This is a genomic window from Leptospira stimsonii, assembly GCF_003545885.1.
In the GTDB taxonomy this organism is placed as follows: domain Bacteria; phylum Spirochaetota; class Leptospiria; order Leptospirales; family Leptospiraceae; genus Leptospira; species Leptospira stimsonii.
The window spans coordinates 1,098,710-1,117,392 of sequence record NZ_QHCT01000001.1 but is presented as its reverse complement, the minus strand read 5'-3'; the positions used below and the strand labels follow the sequence as shown (position 1 = coordinate 1,117,392).

The 18,683-nt window shown below is 41.0% G+C and carries 12 protein-coding genes; 6 read left to right on the top strand and 6 right to left on the bottom strand.

All coding sequences use genetic code 11. The features are described from left to right. Positions 1–328 precede the first annotated feature (328 nt). Entirely contained in the window at positions 329–2,692 is a 2,364-nt protein-coding gene (locus DLM75_RS05430; protein WP_118967452.1) for a phosphatase domain-containing protein, read from the top strand. Between the two features lie 9 nt (positions 2,693–2,701). Here DLM75_RS05430 and DLM75_RS05425 read toward each other — a convergent pair whose 3' ends face one another. From DLM75_RS05425 to DLM75_RS05415, 3 genes are all read right to left on the bottom strand, one after another. Then, positions 2,702–4,840, bottom strand: coding sequence for an adenylate/guanylate cyclase domain-containing protein (locus tag DLM75_RS05425; RefSeq protein ID WP_118967451.1), 2,139 nt, complete (start codon positions 4,838–4,840; stop codon positions 2,702–2,704). 149 nt (positions 4,841–4,989) lie between these two features. After that, complete coding sequence (locus tag DLM75_RS05420) at positions 4,990–7,104, bottom strand: adenylate/guanylate cyclase domain-containing protein (protein ID WP_118967450.1); 2,115 nt, start codon at positions 7,102–7,104, stop codon at positions 4,990–4,992. A 140-nt stretch (positions 7,105–7,244) separates the two neighbouring features. Then, positions 7,245–8,540, bottom strand: a complete 1,296-nt coding sequence (locus DLM75_RS05415) for an adenylate/guanylate cyclase domain-containing protein (RefSeq protein ID WP_118967449.1) — start codon at positions 8,538–8,540, stop codon at positions 7,245–7,247. Between the two features lie 638 nt (positions 8,541–9,178). Here DLM75_RS05415 and DLM75_RS05405 point away from each other — a divergent pair. The 3 genes from DLM75_RS05405 to DLM75_RS05395 all read left to right on the top strand — a co-directional run bounded on the left by DLM75_RS05405 (position 9,179) and on the right by DLM75_RS05395 (position 11,911). After that, positions 9,179–9,931 carry a hypothetical protein gene (locus DLM75_RS05405; RefSeq protein ID WP_118967447.1) on the top strand — a complete coding sequence of 251 codons (753 nt, stop codon included), beginning with the start codon at positions 9,179–9,181 and terminating at the stop codon, positions 9,929–9,931. 88 nt (positions 9,932–10,019) lie between these two features. Beyond that, the gene (gene lsa25.6 / locus DLM75_RS05400) at positions 10,020–10,694 is read left to right on the top strand and encodes an Lsa25.6 family adhesin (protein ID WP_118967446.1); all 675 of its coding nucleotides are present in this window, start codon (positions 10,020–10,022) and stop codon (positions 10,692–10,694) included. Between the two features lie 455 nt (positions 10,695–11,149). Next, the gene (locus DLM75_RS05395) at positions 11,150–11,911 is read left to right on the top strand and encodes a hypothetical protein (RefSeq protein WP_118967445.1); all 762 of its coding nucleotides are present in this window, start codon (positions 11,150–11,152) and stop codon (positions 11,909–11,911) included. Between the two features lie 71 nt (positions 11,912–11,982). Here the strand turns inward: DLM75_RS05395 and DLM75_RS05390 are convergent, their stop codons facing one another. Together DLM75_RS05390 and DLM75_RS05385 are read right to left on the bottom strand one after the other, a co-directional pair. Then, positions 11,983–14,025 carry a 7TM diverse intracellular signaling domain-containing protein gene (locus tag DLM75_RS05390; RefSeq protein ID WP_118967444.1) on the bottom strand — a complete coding sequence of 681 codons (2,043 nt, stop codon included), beginning with the start codon at positions 14,023–14,025 and terminating at the stop codon, positions 11,983–11,985. Between the two features lie 395 nt (positions 14,026–14,420). Beyond that, a complete protein-coding gene (locus tag DLM75_RS05385; RefSeq protein WP_118967443.1) occupies positions 14,421–15,332 on the bottom strand; it encodes an AraC family transcriptional regulator in 912 nt (303 codons plus the stop codon). Positions 15,333–15,455: 123 nt separating this feature from the next. Here DLM75_RS05385 and DLM75_RS05380 point away from each other — a divergent pair, with 123 nt between their 5' ends. After that, positions 15,456–16,307, top strand: a complete 852-nt coding sequence (locus DLM75_RS05380) for an NmrA family NAD(P)-binding protein (protein ID WP_118967442.1) — start codon at positions 15,456–15,458, stop codon at positions 16,305–16,307. 184 nt (positions 16,308–16,491) lie between these two features. Continuing rightward, the gene (locus DLM75_RS05375; RefSeq protein ID WP_118967441.1) at positions 16,492–17,037 is read left to right on the top strand and encodes a YbhB/YbcL family Raf kinase inhibitor-like protein; all 546 of its coding nucleotides are present in this window, start codon (positions 16,492–16,494) and stop codon (positions 17,035–17,037) included. Positions 17,038–17,171: 134 nt separating this feature from the next. Here the strand turns inward: DLM75_RS05375 and DLM75_RS05370 are convergent, their stop codons facing one another. After that, positions 17,172–18,464, bottom strand: coding sequence for an adenylate/guanylate cyclase domain-containing protein (locus DLM75_RS05370; protein ID WP_118967440.1), 1,293 nt, complete (start codon positions 18,462–18,464; stop codon positions 17,172–17,174). Positions 18,465–18,683 lie beyond the last annotated feature (219 nt).

The window sequence follows — 18,683 nt, the reverse complement described above, 5'->3', positions numbered from 1 at the left end:
TCTAAAAGAAAAAAAGATTATTTGAATATTCTTATATTCCTCTTTATTCAATAATGATTCTAATTTCCTTCCGAATTAGAGTTATTTGTACAAGAATCTCGACGTTAAAAAATATAGAATCGCAGAATCGATCTCCGAAATGGAATGATCCGCTCAAAAAATAGAATCAAATTTTTATTCGGCTCCCCATTTTGGTACACGAAAAACCGTTTGCTTTTTTTCTTTTCGGAATTAGTTTCTTCATTCGACCGGAACCATCGAAAAGTCGAGTTCTAAAGAATACGAATTCCGACTTTAGAATCTTCCGCGGTCTTTTGAACGGATCACAATGCAAATTCCAAAAGCAATTCTTCTAACTCAATGTCTTCAAAACGATTTTACCGCCCTTCTTGAAAAATATGATCCTCTTCCGAATGCATTGCATGTCGGTTATCAAGAGTCAAAGCGATTGTTAGGCGAAATGGTGGAATACGGTCCGATCGATTCATTGATCGAATGGGCTTATTCCGTAGAACCGGATGATCTCTGGATCGTTCATATTCGAGATTGGCACGACGCTTCGGATTCTTCTCAAAAGGATCATCTTCGTCAATTCGGACCGCATTGCATTCAGAATACCAAAGGCGCAGAATTCGTTTTTGAATCTTGGCTTCAAGAGGAACAAAAGAAAAGACACCGAATCGTAGACGCATCCGGACTAAACGATTTCGTAAAAACGAATCTTGAGAAAATTCTTGAACCTTTGAAGGAACATCCTCTGAAAGTGGGAATTTCCGGAGTTTGGACCGAGGCAAAAGTTCAATTTCTTGCTTACGATATCAAAACGAGATATCCGCAATGGGAGATTGCGATATGCTCCGCCTTAACCGCATCCTCTTCCATCGGAATGCATTTTATCGCTTTAGATCAGATGAAAGAGATTTTAGGAATCAAAATCTTTCCTTCCATCGGAGCTTTTACTTCTTTCTTAAATGGAAGTGTTCCAAATTTAGAAAAAAGAATCACACATTCCAGAATTTCCACGGACCATTTCAGATTCGAAGAAGATTATAAAGTAAACGAAACGGATGAAAAATTACTCCTGTTCCTTTTTCGAGACTGCAAAGACGTCGAGTTCAAATGTCTCGACGGAGGATTTTCAGGAAACGTCGTTCTAAAATCCAAATCGATCGATCACTTAGGTCATAGCCAGGTTCCATCCGTGATCAAAATCGGTCCGCGGGACCTTATTGCAAGGGAAAGAATCGCCTTCGAACGAATCGAAGAAGTTCTTGGAAACAACGCACCGTCCATCGTAGATTTCGCCGAGTTAGAGGATCGAGGAGCGATTAAATACCGTTATGCGGCAATGTTAGAAGGGAACGTCCGCACGTTTCAAAAAGCATACGAATCCACGGAAGACATCCAAGATTTAAAAAGGATCTTGGACACGGTATTTCGAAAACAATTGGCCAAGCTCTACGATGCATCGGTTCAAGAAAAATTAAATTTATTAGAATATTATGATTTTCAATCTAAATATGCGCCCGGAGTCCGAAAAAGAATCGAGGCGATAATCGGAAAACCGGCGATCGGGGAATGGATCGAAATCGTTTCGGGTTTAATCGTTCCGAACGTCTGTAAGTTTTACGAAGAGGATCTGGTATCGCTTAAAGAATATGTTTCCCTTTCCCATTTTACTTCTTATATTCACGGAGATCTCAACGGTGCCAATATCATCCTGGACGCACAGAACAACGTCTGGTTGATCGATTTCTTCCACACACACAAAGGACATATTCTTAAAGACTTAATTAAACTTGAAAACGATATTCTCTACATCTTTACCAAAATAGAGAATTTAGAAGAATGGAAAGAGGCCATCGAACTTAGCGATGTCCTACTGAAAGTCGCAGATCTTGGAATCCCATTACCGCCAAATCCGAGAAAACCCTGGAAACATTCCAAAATAAACAAGGCGTATTCCATCATAGCGCATCTTAGATCATATTATTCTTCACTAATTAAGATGGATCGAGATCCTTATCAGCTTCATACCGGAGCGTTACGTTATGCGATGCACACTCTATCTTTTGACGAGTCCAACGACTGGCAAAAAAAATGGGCGCTCTATTCGGGAACTCTTTGTGTCGCGGGGATCAGAGAATTCATCCAGAGATCCAAAATTCTTCGAATTGATTTTCTCAAATCCGGCTCAAATCAGGAGGAGATTTCTCGCATCGGGCTTACGATTCTTCCCGGCCGAAAGGATCGGGAAAGAAATTTGCCGGAGGACATTCAAACGATTCAAAAGGAAGGAATCACGCACATTCTTTGTTTACTCACTGAGAACGAATTCTCGGAATACGGAGTCAAGGATCTCAAAGAAGAATATAAAAGTCGCGGCTTAAACGTATATTACTGCCCCGTCTTGGATCAAACCGCACCTTCACTGGAACAAGCAATCGCCTCCCTGAAGTGGATGGAGCTCGCACTTTCACAAAAGAAAAAACTGCTCATTCATTGCGTTGGGGGCTTGGGACGTTCAGGCACGTTTGCCGCGGCGTATATGATCTGGAAAGAAAAGCTGAGTTCAAGCGAAGCCATCTCCATCGTTCGAGAATCCAGAAGCGAACGGGCGATCGAATCCAAGGTTCAAGAAGAATTCTTATCCAATTTGGATACAAAAACGATCAATAAAAAGATAAATTAGATAATTCTACTATTCTCCTAATAGGGTTACGCCTTGCCAATTCTCAGGAACTCCGAATCTACAATGATGTACGGACTTCTCCAGATAAACTCTCGCGGCCTGATCCGCTCTATTTTTTTCCAAGATCCGATTGAATACGACGCAGGCTTCTTCGAAATGTTTTTCTCTAAACATTAGAACGCCGCGTTCAAATTCCTCGCGTGTATTCATATAAGAATCGATCAGATTTTCGGAGAGTCCGTTGAACACCTCCAAAACCGTGTGAACCGTCTTCTGATCGCGAATCTGAATCCGATCCACGACACGATAGTAGTATTTGGAAGAATTTGTTAAGCGAAATAAGGTGGAATCCGTTATAAGTAAGGAAGACTCGTACGTTCTACTCAGTTGTCCTATTCTGGTCACAACGTTTACGGAGGAAGAGATGACCGTGCTCTCCATTCTTTCAGCTTCTCCGATCGTTCCCAGCAAGATCGGTCCCGTGTGAACTCCGCTTCCCGAACGCACGGGATCTTTCCCGTTTGCAATTCTTTCTCGGTTAAATTCTCTCAAAATTCTTTGGATCTCAATCGCGCTATCAAGTGCCTTTTCCGGTTCGGGTGGAAATAACGCCAAAAAAGCCTCGCCGTAGTATTTATCTATAAAGCCGTCTCTTTCTCGGATGATCGGACCGACTTTTCCCAAAAAGGAATTGATGAACTCGAAATTCTCCTTTCCATTCATTTTTTCGGAAAGATCGGAAAAGGCCCTGATTTCGTTATAAAGAAGACTCATTTCCTCTTCGACGGTATCTCCGAGTTTAATTTCAAGAATATCATGTTTATTTAATATTTTAAGAAGTTCTCTAGGAACAAAAAGACCGTAAGAAGAATTCACTTTCTTCAAACTTTCCGACATGTCTTCTACCGCGTCGAAGGCGAGCGAATATCTTTTCGCAAGAAGATAGGCCTCCGAAAAAATAAAGGCGATCAATCCGAAAGGGGCGAGAATAAACGTAGGAATGATTCTTTTATTGTAAAAAATATCCTGGCTATACGCTAAAAAGAAAAGAAACAAACCGATCAGAATGGCGATCGATCCGGGCTTTTTTCGAAGGAGGGCAAAGATCAAAACGTAAAAGCCGTATGCAAAACATACAAATGTAAACACATAATAGTATTCAATCGTTCCCGTAAAAAAGACCGGGTCCTGCGAAACGACGATTAGGGAAAAGATCGAAGCGATACAAACGACCCCGTAGTGGATCTCTTTCCTCACTTCGTCCGGAAACAGCGCTCGTAAGAAAGCGGTCGCGAGAGGAGGAATCAAATAAAAACTGAGATACACGATTCTCATATGAATCTGATAATTGATTCCTGGAAAAATCACTTGAATCAAATTCTGACTCGTACTCAATTCGCGAAAACAAAAGACAAAACAGATGATTCCGAAATACAAAAGGGCCGCGTCTTTTTTTCTAAGAAAGTAAAGTGTAAAATGATAGAAGGCCATCGCCACGAGAAAACCGAATAAAAAGACGTCCAGAGTCATTCTTCTTTCTCGCAATCGAATGACTTCGTCTTCGTTTCCGAATATCAACCTTGCGGTCAACCCGCCTCTCGCATGATAAAAGTTGGAAAGTGGGATTCGAATCTGAAATTCGTTTTTCTGAATTTGAAACGGAATCACTCTTACGTTCCATTCCGGAATCGATGTCTCCTGTGTTTTTCCGGGAACTCCGTGCGATCCTATTTTTTTACCGTCGATCCAGATCTCGTATGCGGTTTCCGACGTTTCCGCAAGAAGAGCGAACTTTCTCGGTTCTTGACTCGGAGGTAAGATCACTTTTAAAAAATACGTGGCGATTCCGGTTCCGGGATAATTCTTACCTTCCGGAGTTTGGATTCGAGTCCAAGCTTTTGGAACAGGCATGATTCTATTTTTTTCGGGTTCTCTGTCCTGGCTTTCGGCAAACTCGTTCCACCGAAAGATCCAATCTCCTTGCATCGCGACAGGACCGTATTCTTCGAAATTCCAAGAAGAAAGATCCAAAACTCCCGATGAGGCGAGTATCTGCGGTCGTTCCGCTTCGCTCAGACATTGAGTCAAAACGAAAAGTAGACCGAGAAAAAACAAAACCTTCTTTGGATAAAATTTAGCTAAACTCATGGGAAGTTTTCTTTATTTTCTTTCCCACTTAGACTCATGGTCAATAAGAATATTGAAAATCGAGTTCTTTACTTTCTTTCAAAAGACATTCACAACGTCAGGACTCGACCATCGAAAAAAGATAGACCTTTTGCATTAAGAATCTTTGATCAAACGTCTAATACTGTTATTCCATCCCAGTTATTCGGCGAGCCGAATCTACAATAGTGGATCGATTTTTCGAGATACCAACGCGCGGGTTGATCTAGTTTATTTCTTTCTAATACCCGATTGAATACAACGCAGGCCTCTTCGAAATTTCTTTGTCGAAAATGTGAAATGCCTCTTTCAAACTCTTCTTTTGTGTCCATAAAAACATTGAGAAGAGAATCCGGTTGTCCATTAAAAACTTCTAAAATGGTTACGATAGAATTATGGCCTTTGAGCTGAATTCGGTCCAAAACTCGCATCTGATACTTTTCCGGATTTTCCAAACTAAAAAGGACGTGGTCCGTCATCAAAATAGATGAATCAAAGAGGCGACAGAGTTGCCCGACCCTTGTCGCAAGAGTAACGGAAGCGGAAATCACGGCGCCTTCCATCCTTTCCGATTCTCCGATCGTCCCTAAAAGAATCGGACCACGATGCAAACCTGTGCCGACTCGAACAGGCTCCCTTCCGTTTCCGAGCCTAAACATATTAATGTCTCTTAATATACTTTGTATTCCGACCGCACTTTCCAACGCGTCTTCCGCCTTTTGAGAAAACAAAGAAAGAAAAGCTTCTCCGTAATATTTATCGATAAATCCGTTATTATCCCTGATCAGAGGTCCGACTTTTCCAAGATAAGAGTTGATGAATTCGAAATTCTCCTTTGCGGAAGTTTGTTCTGAGATGATCTGAGAAGGCCGAATTTCATTATAGAGGATCGTCATCTCTTCTTCGGCCACATCGCCTAACTTCACTTCTATGAAGTTATTCTCGTTGAGAATTTTCAAAAATTCTCTCGGAACGAACAAACCGTAGGAGGTGTTCGTCTTGTTCAAAGTATTGGTCAAATCCACGATCGCGCCGAATGCCTGAGAATAGCGACGAGCCAACAAATAAGCCTGAGAAAAAAGCATTGCGAGAAGACCGATCGGAGAAAAATAACCCGTGTTAATGATTCTCTTATTGTAAAGCGTATCGTGAATGCTTACCAAAAAGAATATTAGCAATCCGTTTAATAGAAGAATGGCTCCGCTTCGTTTTCTTACGATCGCGAGTGAAAGAATATAAAACCCGTATAAAAAAGCGACAAACGTAAACCCGTAGTAAACGTCGATCGTTCCCGTAAAAAAGGAAGGAGATGTAATGAGAACCACCACGGAAGCCAGCGTTCCTACGGAAAGAATTCCATAATACGAGTATTCGTTCAGCTCCGTTGGGAAGATAGATCGAAAAAACGCCGCGAAGATCGGAACCGTTAGATAAAAAGAAAGATATACGATCTTACTATGAATCGAATAATCCAAACCGGGGATCAAAATTTGAATCAAATTTTCCCCCGTGCTGATCGTTCGGAAACAATACACGAGGCAAAGAATTCCGAAAAAGAGAACCGACTTTTCCTCTTTACGAAGATAGAATAAAGTAAGATGATAGAGAGCCATGATCGCCAAACTTCCGAAAACGAAAACTTCGATCGTCAGCCTTTTTTCCCGAATCGATTGGATGGAGGCGCTCTTTCCGATAAAAAATTTTCCGGTCAACCCTCCTCGCGCGTGGTGAAAATTAGAGATTAGAATTTTCAGATTGAGTTCTTTTTCCGTATTCAAAAAAGAAAATATTTTCTTGTTCCATTCCGGTTTTGAACTTTCAGAACTGATGCCGACCGTTCCGATGGATCCCAATTTTTTAGAGTTGATGGAAAGTTCGTATGCGGTTTCGGATATATCCGATTGAAATGATAATTCCTGACCTACTAAAGAATCCGGGAGTTTTATCTTTAGAAAATAAGTCGCATAACCTTGCGACGGGAAACGGCTTCCGTCCGGATTATCAAGCCTTACCCAAGATTTCGGAACCGTCGCAAAGGAGGAATTTTCCGTCCACGATTCTTGCGAAAATTGATTCCATAAAAAACGAAATTCTCCTTCGAGTAACGCCGGACCGTCTTCGTCGAAGTTCCATCCCGTAAGATCTAAGATTCCTTTTTCCGCTCTTGGAAACGGAATCGATTCGATACAAGAGCCGAAAAAAAAGAGAAAAACAAAAATCCAAAAATAGATCCTAAGAATTTTCATATTCTTATCCAGTCACTCGAACCGAAAAGACCGTTGTCGGATTAAAAGGAAGGTTCAGAAGAAGTGTTAATTTCATGTTGTTTCGAGTATCGATCGAAATCCGATTTCGAAACGATATTCTCATCCGCGAAATCAAAAGGTCAATGAATATTCAAACTATATAAATCAATTTCCGTTTCTCTTCCTTTTACTTTGAAATTTCCGAGCGACTTACAGTGCTTTCGATTTTCTTCGGAGAGAAGCTCGTAAACCGCCGAAGAAAAAAGAATTTTCTCCCCGAGCGCCGAACACAGACCTTCGATCCTCGATGCGGTATTGACGCTGTCTCCGATAACTGTAAAATCCAACCGATTCTTAGAACCGATCGCTCCTTGAACGACTTCTCCGTAATGAAGACCGATTCCTGATTCTAATATCGGAAATTGCGAAATACTCCATTCTCGATTGAGAATTTCCAATTCCTTCTGCATCTCTTGCGATGTTCTCAACGCGGCGTCGGCCGGAAAATCCAAATCCACAAGCCCGCCAAAGACGGCCATGATGGCGTCTCCGATGAATTTATCGATCGTACCTCCGTTGCGTGTAATACAATCCGCCATCCGATCGAAGTATTCATTCAATTGTAGAATCAACCGATCCGGATCGGACTTCTCACCCAAAGATGTAAACGATCTCAGATCGGAAAATAAGACGAGAACCTTTTTCTTTTCGGTTCGATCCGTGACACCTTCTCTTAAGAGTTTTTCTTTCACTTCTTCGGAGACGAATTGTCCAAAGAGTCTGGAAATGTTTGATCTTTCTTTTTCCCGTTCTAAAACCTCGGAAAGAAGACGTTTGGTATTTCTGACAAGGACTCCGACTACGATTCCTGAAAAAACCATCATCATCGATTTGAAAAAATAAATCGGCGGATCAGTGAGATCATGCCACTGAAGAAGATCTTTCGAATGAATTTCCAAAATTCCGTCTCTCGAGAGAAAGTAAAAAACAAGATATTGAAGTCCGCAATACGAACCCGAAAGAATCGATAATCGTTCGTCTAACGCAAAGCCGGAAAGAATCACCATAAAAAAATAAAGATAAGAAGCAGGACCGGTGATGTAAGTCGCGGCGCCTAACGGTAGATAGACTTCTGCGAGAACGTATAAAATTCCGGGAAGCGTCGAATAAAACAAAATCACAAGGTAGATCCGTGCGCCCTTTGCCATCTTGAATTTTGCGAGAAGATAAAAGAATAAGGAAACGATTCCACCGATCAAGGTCCATAAAATCGGAACCTGCATCCGAAAAATAATTCCCCACTCCTGCATCCAAATCAAGGCAATCGCGGCCGTCGTTCCCATAATAAAAGAATAGAAACTGACTTTTTTCAGAGTAGAATTGATCTCGAATTCCAAATAAGAAGAGTAAGATTCCTTTTCGCGAAAAGTTGTCATGGCCTGATGACCGTTTCACAAACGGACCGGAATTCCAAGAATTTTTGAAAGAGAGGTCAATTTTATTTTTCCAAACTCGTTTTCACTCTTGATCTGCTCCCTTTTTTACCGTTCATTCCTCTTTAGCAGGCTCTCGCAAATTGAAAATCGAAGAAAAACCGAAACCGTTCTATCTTTTTTCCGGAAGTTCATCGAAGAATCCCAAAAGAAGAAAATCCAATTTTTATTAAACGACGGTGCGTTTTCTAAAGAGCGAACTTCTCGAAGAACAATTCCGATCCACTCAAATGCTCCTTACTATATGGAAGGAATTAAATTATAATTTTAGACCTTATTTAAGTTTTTCTAAGGACCCTATAAAACAAACTTCGACCAGAAATCCTTTTTACGTTCGTTTTTTGACGTTATACGAAACTCCGTCGAATCCTATAAATTCGAATCAAATAAAGCAAGAAAGAAGCGTATCTTACTGCACATTTTTTATAATTCGATTCTCTTTATCATTTCGACAACGCTCGATTCTAAATAAATTTAGTGTATTATAAATACATTATGTAATTTTATACCACCGGAAATAAATGATTCAAAGGAAAATCTATACACTTGTTGAAAAGTAAATCACAAGGAGAACCCTTTACATGAAGAAATCAAAAACTGGACTTGTAGTCTTGCTTGCCCTGACAATGTTTTTGTCTGCCTGCAAAAAAGACAAGGATGACAACACCGCTACTGCCGCTTTACTTTTCCTCTTGGATCAAACTTCAGGAAATTGCGCCGTGGTAACGAGAACAAGTTCTACAGTCTTTACCGCAAATTTGAGCGTAATTCCAAAAGGAGGATGTAACCAAGCGACAATTACCGGATCTTCCTTAGCGGCAAACACGTTACTCACGCAGGCGAACTACGACGCGGCCCAAACTCTTGCCACGTCTTTGGGATGCACAGCAAACACGAAAACTGCGCTCACAACTGCAAAAAATGCAGTAAACACGTCCGCAACGGCTCAGAGTACGTTTGACACAAACGCCGAAAAAACCAGATATTTTCCAATCGCCGACCTGAGAGTCGAAGGTATTGTAGCGTTAAACACCGCGCTATCACCGCTGGGATTCTCGCAAGCAGAAATATTAGCGCTAAACCTGTTAAGCATAGACCTGCTTAAAGCTCTTACGCCGATTAGCTACCTCTCAACTGCGGCGGTAGGAGCAGGTGATGCGGCGTGCATAACTGCTGTCGGAAACAAAATTGCTACGGACTACGCCGGCGTTTATGGCTTTGACCAAACTGCGACCACAAAAGCGAAAATTACAAAACTCGCACAAGCTCAGTGCACGTACGGCAGTGGCGCCGCCGCAACAAGCACTTGCGCAACACTGAATACTCAATTCTAATTTGAGTTCAAATCTGATTTTCAGAAAGTTATCCTTCACCGGATAACTTTCTAGAGAATACGATTGTTAAAGAGTTTATGGAATACTAATGTTCATTCATAAAAAGATTCTACAGAGTGCTCTGTCCTTTCTACTTTTAACATGCAATCCACCGTTTGAAACGATCTCTTATGATCGAAATGACGACGGGACAATCGAAAACAGACTTTATACAAAAACCGATTCTAAGATCGCTATCTTTATGGAGACATTCGAGAATCAAAAAGATTTTCCGGATGACTGGATGTGGTTGAAAATGGATGCAAAGGATCCAAAATCTTACCAAGAATTATACAATGAGATCGCTTCCAAAGATCCTCAAAAAGTTGATATAAAGATCTGGTTCGGACCAGGAAACGTAAAGATGATCGAAAAAGCGGATCGGGACTTGGACGGCTATTTTGAAACGACACAGTACTACAACCGCTTTGCAAAACCGAAAGTGACGTCGAGTATCATCGCTCGAATCGAAATCGACTCCGATAAGGATCAAAGACCGGACATTTGGATTTTTCCTCTGGAAAGGATGGAGTTAGACTCGAACAAAGACGGAATTCCGGACAAACTCGTATCGGATCCCAAGACAATCGGTGAAGCTTTGAAAACAAGAACTCAAACCATCACTTCTAAAACGAAGTCTCTTTCTCTCGGTCAATCCTGGGCGCTTCATCCGGAATTAATCCAAGACGAGAGCCTGAGAGCAGTGATCCTCTTTTCGATCTGAGAAGATTCTAAAACATTAAACTTTAACAAGATTTCAAGTAATCAACCTTTCCTTTTTAGAGAAAAAGGATTCTCTTTTTCAAAATCAATCTTTAGTTCCAAGAATCATGTTACTCTTCTCTATTTAAATAAAAGAAGCGATGATTCCGCTTTCGGATTTAGAAAAGAATAACCGAAGTCAGCTCCAAACCGAAAAAAAGATTCATCATATAATAAGATATCTTTATTTTCATAAAACTCAATCAGATTAATTACAAAAAATAAAATCAAATATTCCATCCCGTCAAATTATAAAAAAATTTTAATTTTAATTTAATTATATATAAAAACTATTAGTTTTTTATTATATTCAGTTTAATGAATTCAATGCAATTACGTTGACCGTGCGATCAAAGAAAATTCACTCTATTGAAAAGCATGGCGTATCTCCGCCATTGTATCACAGGAGAAAATTTAATGAAAAATTGTTTTTTTAGAATCACTGCGATTCTTTCGATCGCAGTAGTATTCAACGTTTGTAAGAAAAGTGACGATGGAAATGACGACACGATCTTAGCGGCTCTTTTGTATGTTGCGGATTTATCTAGCGGAAATTGTGCTACAATTACAAAGAATTCTAGTTCCCTATACAACGCAACTCTCACTTCCGTTCCAAAAGGCGGCTGTAATCAGGCAACCCTTGCGGGTAGCGACGTAGCGGGAAGAGCGGCTTTGATCAATGCAAATTTCGACGCGTATTCCGCCCTTGCTACATCACTCAATTGTTCGGTAGCGACCACAAACTTAATCACTTCAGCTAAGAATACAACATTAGCGGCCAATACGCAAGCCGCCTTTGATAACTTAGTAGCAACGACAAAATACGTTCCTATTCAAGATTTGAGATTAGAAGGGGCGCCCGTAGTTACGAAGAGCGCATTTGGCTTAGCCTTAGGTTTGTCGGAATCCGACGTTTTGTCCTGGAAGCTCTTAACAGTAGACCAAAATAGAAACGCTCAAAATCTTATAAACTTGGCAACGTTCGCAGGTGGAGCCGGTGATGTGGCCTGCGTGACTGCAATTTCGAATAAGGTTAGTAGCGATTTTAAAGGTTTCTTGGGTTTGGATCCTTCGGCGATAACAAAAGCAACGATCACTGGAGTTGCACAAATAACCTGTCAATACGGGACTTCCGCAGTCGTAGCGAACAAATGCGCTACGCTAAACACGGAATTCTAAACTAACAAAAAGATTCTATAGAAAATAATCTATTCTATAGAATCTTTTTTAAATCTTTCCTTCAGAAAACATCATACAGCCTTTTCGAATCTTTTACAAGCGTTCCAATACCAAGAAGAAGCCAAGTCCGTCGGAAATTCTTGCAACACTTCCGCGAAATATGCTTCCGCATTCTTATAATCGTTTTGGAAATAGCTCAAAACTCCCTTTTCAAACTTTGCTTTCGTCTTGAAGAATTTTTCAGCGTCCTCGCTTTCCTTGTCGCAAAATTCCAAAACGGCGAGATCTTCTTTTTTTCCTTTTACGAATGTTCTTCCTAAGTATCGATAGAGAAAAATCGACGGATCCTTTAACGAGGAAAAAGCAGTTTCACTGAGAAGAATTTTGGCGCCGTAGATTTTAGTAAGCCCTTCTATCCGCGAAGCGGTATTGACCGTATCCGAAATTACGGTTACTTCCATTCGGTTGTTAGATCCGATGGTTCCTAACATCACCGGTCCTTTGTGAACGGCAATTCCGGTCTCGATGGGTTTATATCCTTGACGATTTCGGTCCACGTTATACGCCTTTAGTTGGCGATGCATTTCAATCGCCGCCATCAAACCGTCATCTGCGTCGGTTTCGAAAAGAGCCATGATAGCGTCTCCGATAAATTTATCGATGGTTCCCGAATGTTTTTCCACTGCGGGAGTCATTCTTTCCAGGTAGGAGTTTAAAAAATTAAAATTCTCCTGAGGGCTCATCGTTTCGGAAAGTTCTGTAAAAGATCGAATATCGGAGAATAAAACGGTCATCTCTTTTTGGATCTGATCTCCAAGAGAGACTTGGATCACTTCGTTCTTTCCCAATAGATTGATGAGTTTCGAAGGTACAAATCTTGCGAACGATTCGTTCAGACGCGCTTGTTTTTCGATGGAGTCCTTTTGTTCCCTTATAAGTTCTTTTTGTGCTTCCTGTTTATCCTTGATTAGTAAAGAAATTCTATCACCTAACCCCAAAGAAAGCAAAGTGACTTCCAAACCGGAACCGATCTGCATACTGAATTCAGTCATAAAGTTTACGGGGATTGATCCTATGGTTTTGAGAGCGTAAAACACTCCACCGATGAGTAAAGCCGAAAATGCGATCATAAAATAACGAGCCGGTCGAAAGCCGCCTAACAATGCTTTTATTCCGAAGCCGAGAATCGAAAACACGGTAAATAAACCTAAGATCGCGACTTGAAAAGCGGCTTGTGTCAAACTTACAAAGAATGAAGAGATCGATGCAAGTGCGCAAAGTCCGATCAATATCTGATTGAATTTATGCAGAGACGGAAATGTGTTTTTTGTATCCAAAAAATCCCGCGTGAATAGAAGAATGCTCAATTCTAAAAGACCTGCTAAAAAAGGATTCATCCGTCGAGCGCCCCAAGAAAATTCAGGCCAAAAATATTCATAAGCGAAACCGTATTGAGACATGAGAAAAAGTGCGAAGCAGACAATATAGAAGACGTAATAGAAATAGCTTTTGTCCCTGACCGTTAATAAAAGGAAAAGATTATAAACCGCCATCGCGATTAAGATTCCGAAATAAATTCCGTTGATATATTGAATATCTCTAATATTCTTATAAAACGCGGTCGGCTCCCAGAGTATCAAGGGCATCTGCATACTATCGTCGTTCTTAAACCGAAAAAAATAGGTTGATTCTCCAGGTGGAACCTGAATCGGAAAAACAAAAGTGTGACTTTCGATCGGCCTTTCCTTAAAAGGTTTCGTGATTCCAACCGTGATCCCTTTATAACCGTCCGAACTCGGGGAATAGAATACGATCTCGTCGATGAGGGGAAAGGTTACTTCGATCATTTTTTCACGAGTATTTGCTTCACTGTTGAAAAGTGTAAACTTCAACCAATAGGATGATTTCGTAAAACCGAAAGAAGGATTTGTTTGATCGGACTTTTGAAACGGAATACCCTGCACGGAATCGATCGTAAAATTAGAATCCGGATCTTCTAAAATTTGAGAATAAGGCCCTAATCGAACTTGATCATCCTCTAAAGGAATTCGTTCTCCAAAAATTGGAACTGATAGAAAAAGAAACAATAGTACAATAACCCGCAATGTTCTCACGCAATCCTATCTCCCGTATTCCTATGGAATTCCAGCAAGGGTTTGCACATTCCAAAAAACGAGAAACAATTATTTATTTCCAAAGTAAAAAACGAAACGGATTCGAATGAATTTCCGAAAGCGGATTCGTTTATCAAAATAGAAGAATCGATTCCGATATAGAATCTTATATTTCAATGATAAGATTATAAATGATGTGCAAACGACCTAAGAGCGTGATCGAACCGAAAATTTACACGGAGAGAAAGATCTTTCCGTAAGAAAGAATTTCGATATTCGCGACGATTCAACCGTGAAATTCCGTCTTAACACCGTAGATTTAATCCATTCTTATAGATTCGGAATCAGAAAAGAAAGAGCAAACTGAAAACGAACGCCGAGATTCCATCGTTCTTTTAAGAAACGTAGCGGACTTTCTGCGCCTCTTCTTTTCTCGGTGAAACACCGTGAATTCTTTTGAACGCTTTTGAAAATGCGAATGCGGAGGAATAACCAACGATCCTTGCGACTTCTTCCAGAGTAGCGTCTTGATCTTGGATCAGAGTTCTCCCTTTTTCAATCCGAAGTCTCGCGAGATAGTCCATCGGAGTACAGCCCAAAACGTCTCGAAAACGATTCGCAAGAGAAGCCCTTGAAATCCCGATCGCCTTCGCAAGATTCTCCAACGTCCAAGAATGCGCAGGTCTTTTGTGAATCGCTTCCAACGCCGCAAGAATTTTTTCATCTCTAAAAGCGTTTCTCCAACCGGGCGAAGAGGAAGGATGAGTTTCCAACCAATGGCGTATAACGTAATACAGAAGAATATCGGTCAATCTTTGAAGAATCAGATCCGACCCTAACTCCAAGTCGACTTCCTGAGAAATCAGAATCAAAGTCGTATGCAACGGGTGATGCGGAGGGATTTCACCGGAACGAATAAGAATATGATCCGGAAGTTCGAGAAAGAATGGATGTTGCGTGGTCTCAGGGACCTCATACCGAACCGAAACAAACGTTGTGATCGGAATTCCCAAGGACTTGGGATCCTTTTTCAAGAGCTCGTTGAATTTACGAATATCCATCGCTTTGTGGTTCGGAGAGGACACTAACTCGTGATTGAATCCCTTCGCGATAAAAAGAATATCGCCCTTTTCTAATGGAATACACTTTCCTTGAAAACGGACAAAACAAGAACCTTGAGAAAGCAAATGAAATCCGCCGCTTCTTTCACAGGGGAAACGAAGTCCCCAAGCTTGATACATCGATCTTCTCGCAAGAATATCGGTTTTCCATGAGGCCGCAGTGAGAATTTCAGAAAGTAAATCCATAAGCCGATTCTAACAGGAAATATCCTAAAGTCGACTCCTTTATACGATTGGATATGCTTTTTAGATTCTAAGACATAGCCAAATTCTTCCATTTCGGTTATTATCTTTTTAGGAGAATGAATTATGAAAATTTTTGTATTTGCCGGGAGTGGACTCGTTTCCGGTTTAGTGATCGAAAGTTTATTAGAAAAAGGTCATATAGTCTACGCCGGAACTCGAAACCCGGATTCCGGAAGAAAGGCGCAAAACCTTCACTGGGTAAAAGCGGACGCTTCCCAGCCGAATCTTGGACTGGAAGTTTTAGACCAGGTTGATCGGGCATTTTTTCTTTGCCCACCCGGTTATACGGATCAATTCAGCGTTCTAAACCCTTGGATAGAAAAAGCAAAGTCTAAAAAATTACAAAAAGTTGTACTCATGACTGCGATTGGAATCGATCATTCACCGGAAGATCTTCCGTTTAGAAAGCTGGAAATTTCTCTCGAAAACTCAGGACTTGCGTACAATATCGTTCGACCCAATTGGTTCATGCAGAACTTTCAGACGTTCTGGATTTCCGGAATTTTAAAGGATAAAAAAATCTATTTTCCCGGTGGAAACGCAAAAACGAGTTTTATCGATGCAAGAGATATCGCCTCTTCCGCTGTTACACTTTTGTTGAATGATTCTTCGAATGGAAAGGGTTTTACTCTTACGGGCAAGGATTCGATCACTCACGAAGAGGTGGCTCAAAAATTATCGAAAGCTACGGGCTTGAACGTCGCATACGCCGATATAACATCCGAAGATTTCAAAAAAGGTTTAGTAGGCGCAGGAGTTCCGGAAGATTATGCGAACGTTTTGGTTTATCTCGCCGGCGCTTTAAAAGACGGACACGCCGCTCCGGTTTCAAACGCGGTAAAGGAAATCACAGGAAAAGATCCGATTCCTTTCGATCAGTATGCGAACGATAATAAGAAAGCTTGGTTGAATTAGAAATTCTTGAAACGCCCGATTTTCAATCGGGCTTGTCTTTCTTCCTAAAAATTGGTCGTTTGTGATCTCACGGCTTCGGATAAAAAAACATTTTTAAGAATTTTTCAAAATTCTTAAAACAAGAATTGCAAAAAGTCTAATTTCTTGCCGAATAAGGTATGTTTAGAAAGGAGAATTTCGATTCATGAAAATCAAAGGAATTGCACTGGCATTCTTACTGTCCGCTTCCGTTTTACAAGCGGAGCCTTTTCAACTCAAGAGCCCCGAACTCACCGCGGGAAAAGTAATCGCCGAGGAACAAGTGTTTAACAGTTTCGGATGTACTGGTGGAAACGTTTCCCCTTCTCTTTCTTGGTCCGGACTACCGAAGGATACAAAGAGCATCGCTGTCACCGTTTATGATCCGGATGCGCCGACCGGAAGCGGATGGTGGCATTGGATCGTTTTCAATCTTCCGGCGACTACTACCTCTCTTCCTGCAAATGCCGGAAACCTCGAAAAGAATCTTTTACCGAAAGAAGCTGTTCAGAGCAGAACCGATTTTGGAACAGGCGGTTATGGCGGACCTTGTCCTCCTAAAGGCGACAAACCACACCGTTATATCTTCACTGTTTACGCATTGAAAGATAAAATAGGAGCAGATCAGAATTCTTCCGGAGCATTGATCGGCTTTTATATCAATCAACTGAAAATCGGCGAAGCAAAAATCGTCGCAAAATTCGGAAGATAAGAGTCACTCAAACCGATTTTGTTTATACCTCTCGGCAGAAACCTTGTCCTGAGGTATAAACTTTCAGAATTTATTTTTTAAGAATCTGAAAAGCTTCTCGATTTTTTACGTAAAATTCCGTGCGAACAGGGAATTCAATCCGATAGAATCACGGAATGAAGGCTCAGAGGTTTTTCCTTTCCTTTTACTTTCACTTCTCCGATTGCAACCGTATGAAAATCCGGACCGACACGATCCAAAACCTCCTGAGAAACCAAAAATTCCACATTCAATTCTTTGCATGCAGATTCGATTCGAGAAGCCGCGTTCACCGCATCCCCTATTACCGTAAATTCCAACCTTTCCTCGGTTCCGATATTGCCGCAGATCGCCTCTCCGAAATGGATTCCGATTCCTTGCCTTATTTCCGATAGACCTTTCTGAGATCTTGTAATATTCAAATTTTTTAATGCCTTTTTCATTTCGATTCCAGCCCGCATCGCATTGAGACAGTCCTGTTCGGAGGATTCGGGAATTCCGAAAGTGACTAAAATTCCGTCGCCTATGAATTTATCGACGGAACCTCCGTTTTCAAAAACGGCACGAACCATTTCCTTATGGTAATCCGTCAAAAGAGAAATCACCTCGCCCGGAGAAAGTTTTTCTGAAATCGAAGTAAAATCTCGAATATCACAAAACAGCACTGCGATATTTTGAATTGTACCTCCGGGTGCAAAGAGATTATCTTCCGCCGTTATTCTTTGAATGACTCCCGGAGAAAAATATCTACCCAACTGCGAACTCTTTCTTTCCAGAGAAACGGATTCTTTCAAAAGCGTTCTTGCGGTAAAGGAGATAAAAGAAACGAGACCTCCGTATAACAAAACCAAGGCGGTCATCGAAAAGTAATACTCCGGATTCGCTTTAGGAGATAAGAAGGTTTCCGATAGACTCGAAGTCCATTCGACAGTCGGATCGCGTTGAACATATAAAAACATCCAAACGGAAATCGCTACAGATCCAAAAGAGACTAAGATCGGATATACCGGTTTAAGAGATAAACCGCTCAACAAAATGAAAACGGCGGCGACCGGTATAAAACCCGTTTTCATTAGATACGTTTTCGGAATCGCCTCCCCTCCCACCGAATCATACCAAGTCCAAGGAAGGATCGAAAGAATCAAGATATCCAAAAGAACACCGCTCCAACCCGCGATTCGATTGTCGTCCTTCAGGCAAAATCGCTCCTTCGATAAGAACCAAATCATACAGGTCGAGGCGAGCGCGGTTCCAGCGTATAAGATAAGAATCCAGATTCTTTCCGTACTACTTTGTGAGACGTTCAGGCTGGGTGGAATAAAGGAAGCGGCGATGATGATTCTTAAAACATAACCGATTCGAAACGCACGTTTTTCTTTTTGCCCGAGAATATCTTCCGTTGGTTGCATACAGTAATCCTTCGTAATATGAAAAAATATTCACAGTCCTACGTGTTCTATCGAAAGGAGTGTGAAATTATAAATATCAAAATATGATTTTGAAATCGATGCCGAATCAGTTCTTCGATTCACGTTTTTATCTATAATAGCTAAACGTCCATTCAAAATAAATTCTTTACAATTCTATATTCATTCTAAAAGTTCTTTTTCCACAAGGATCTCCCACTT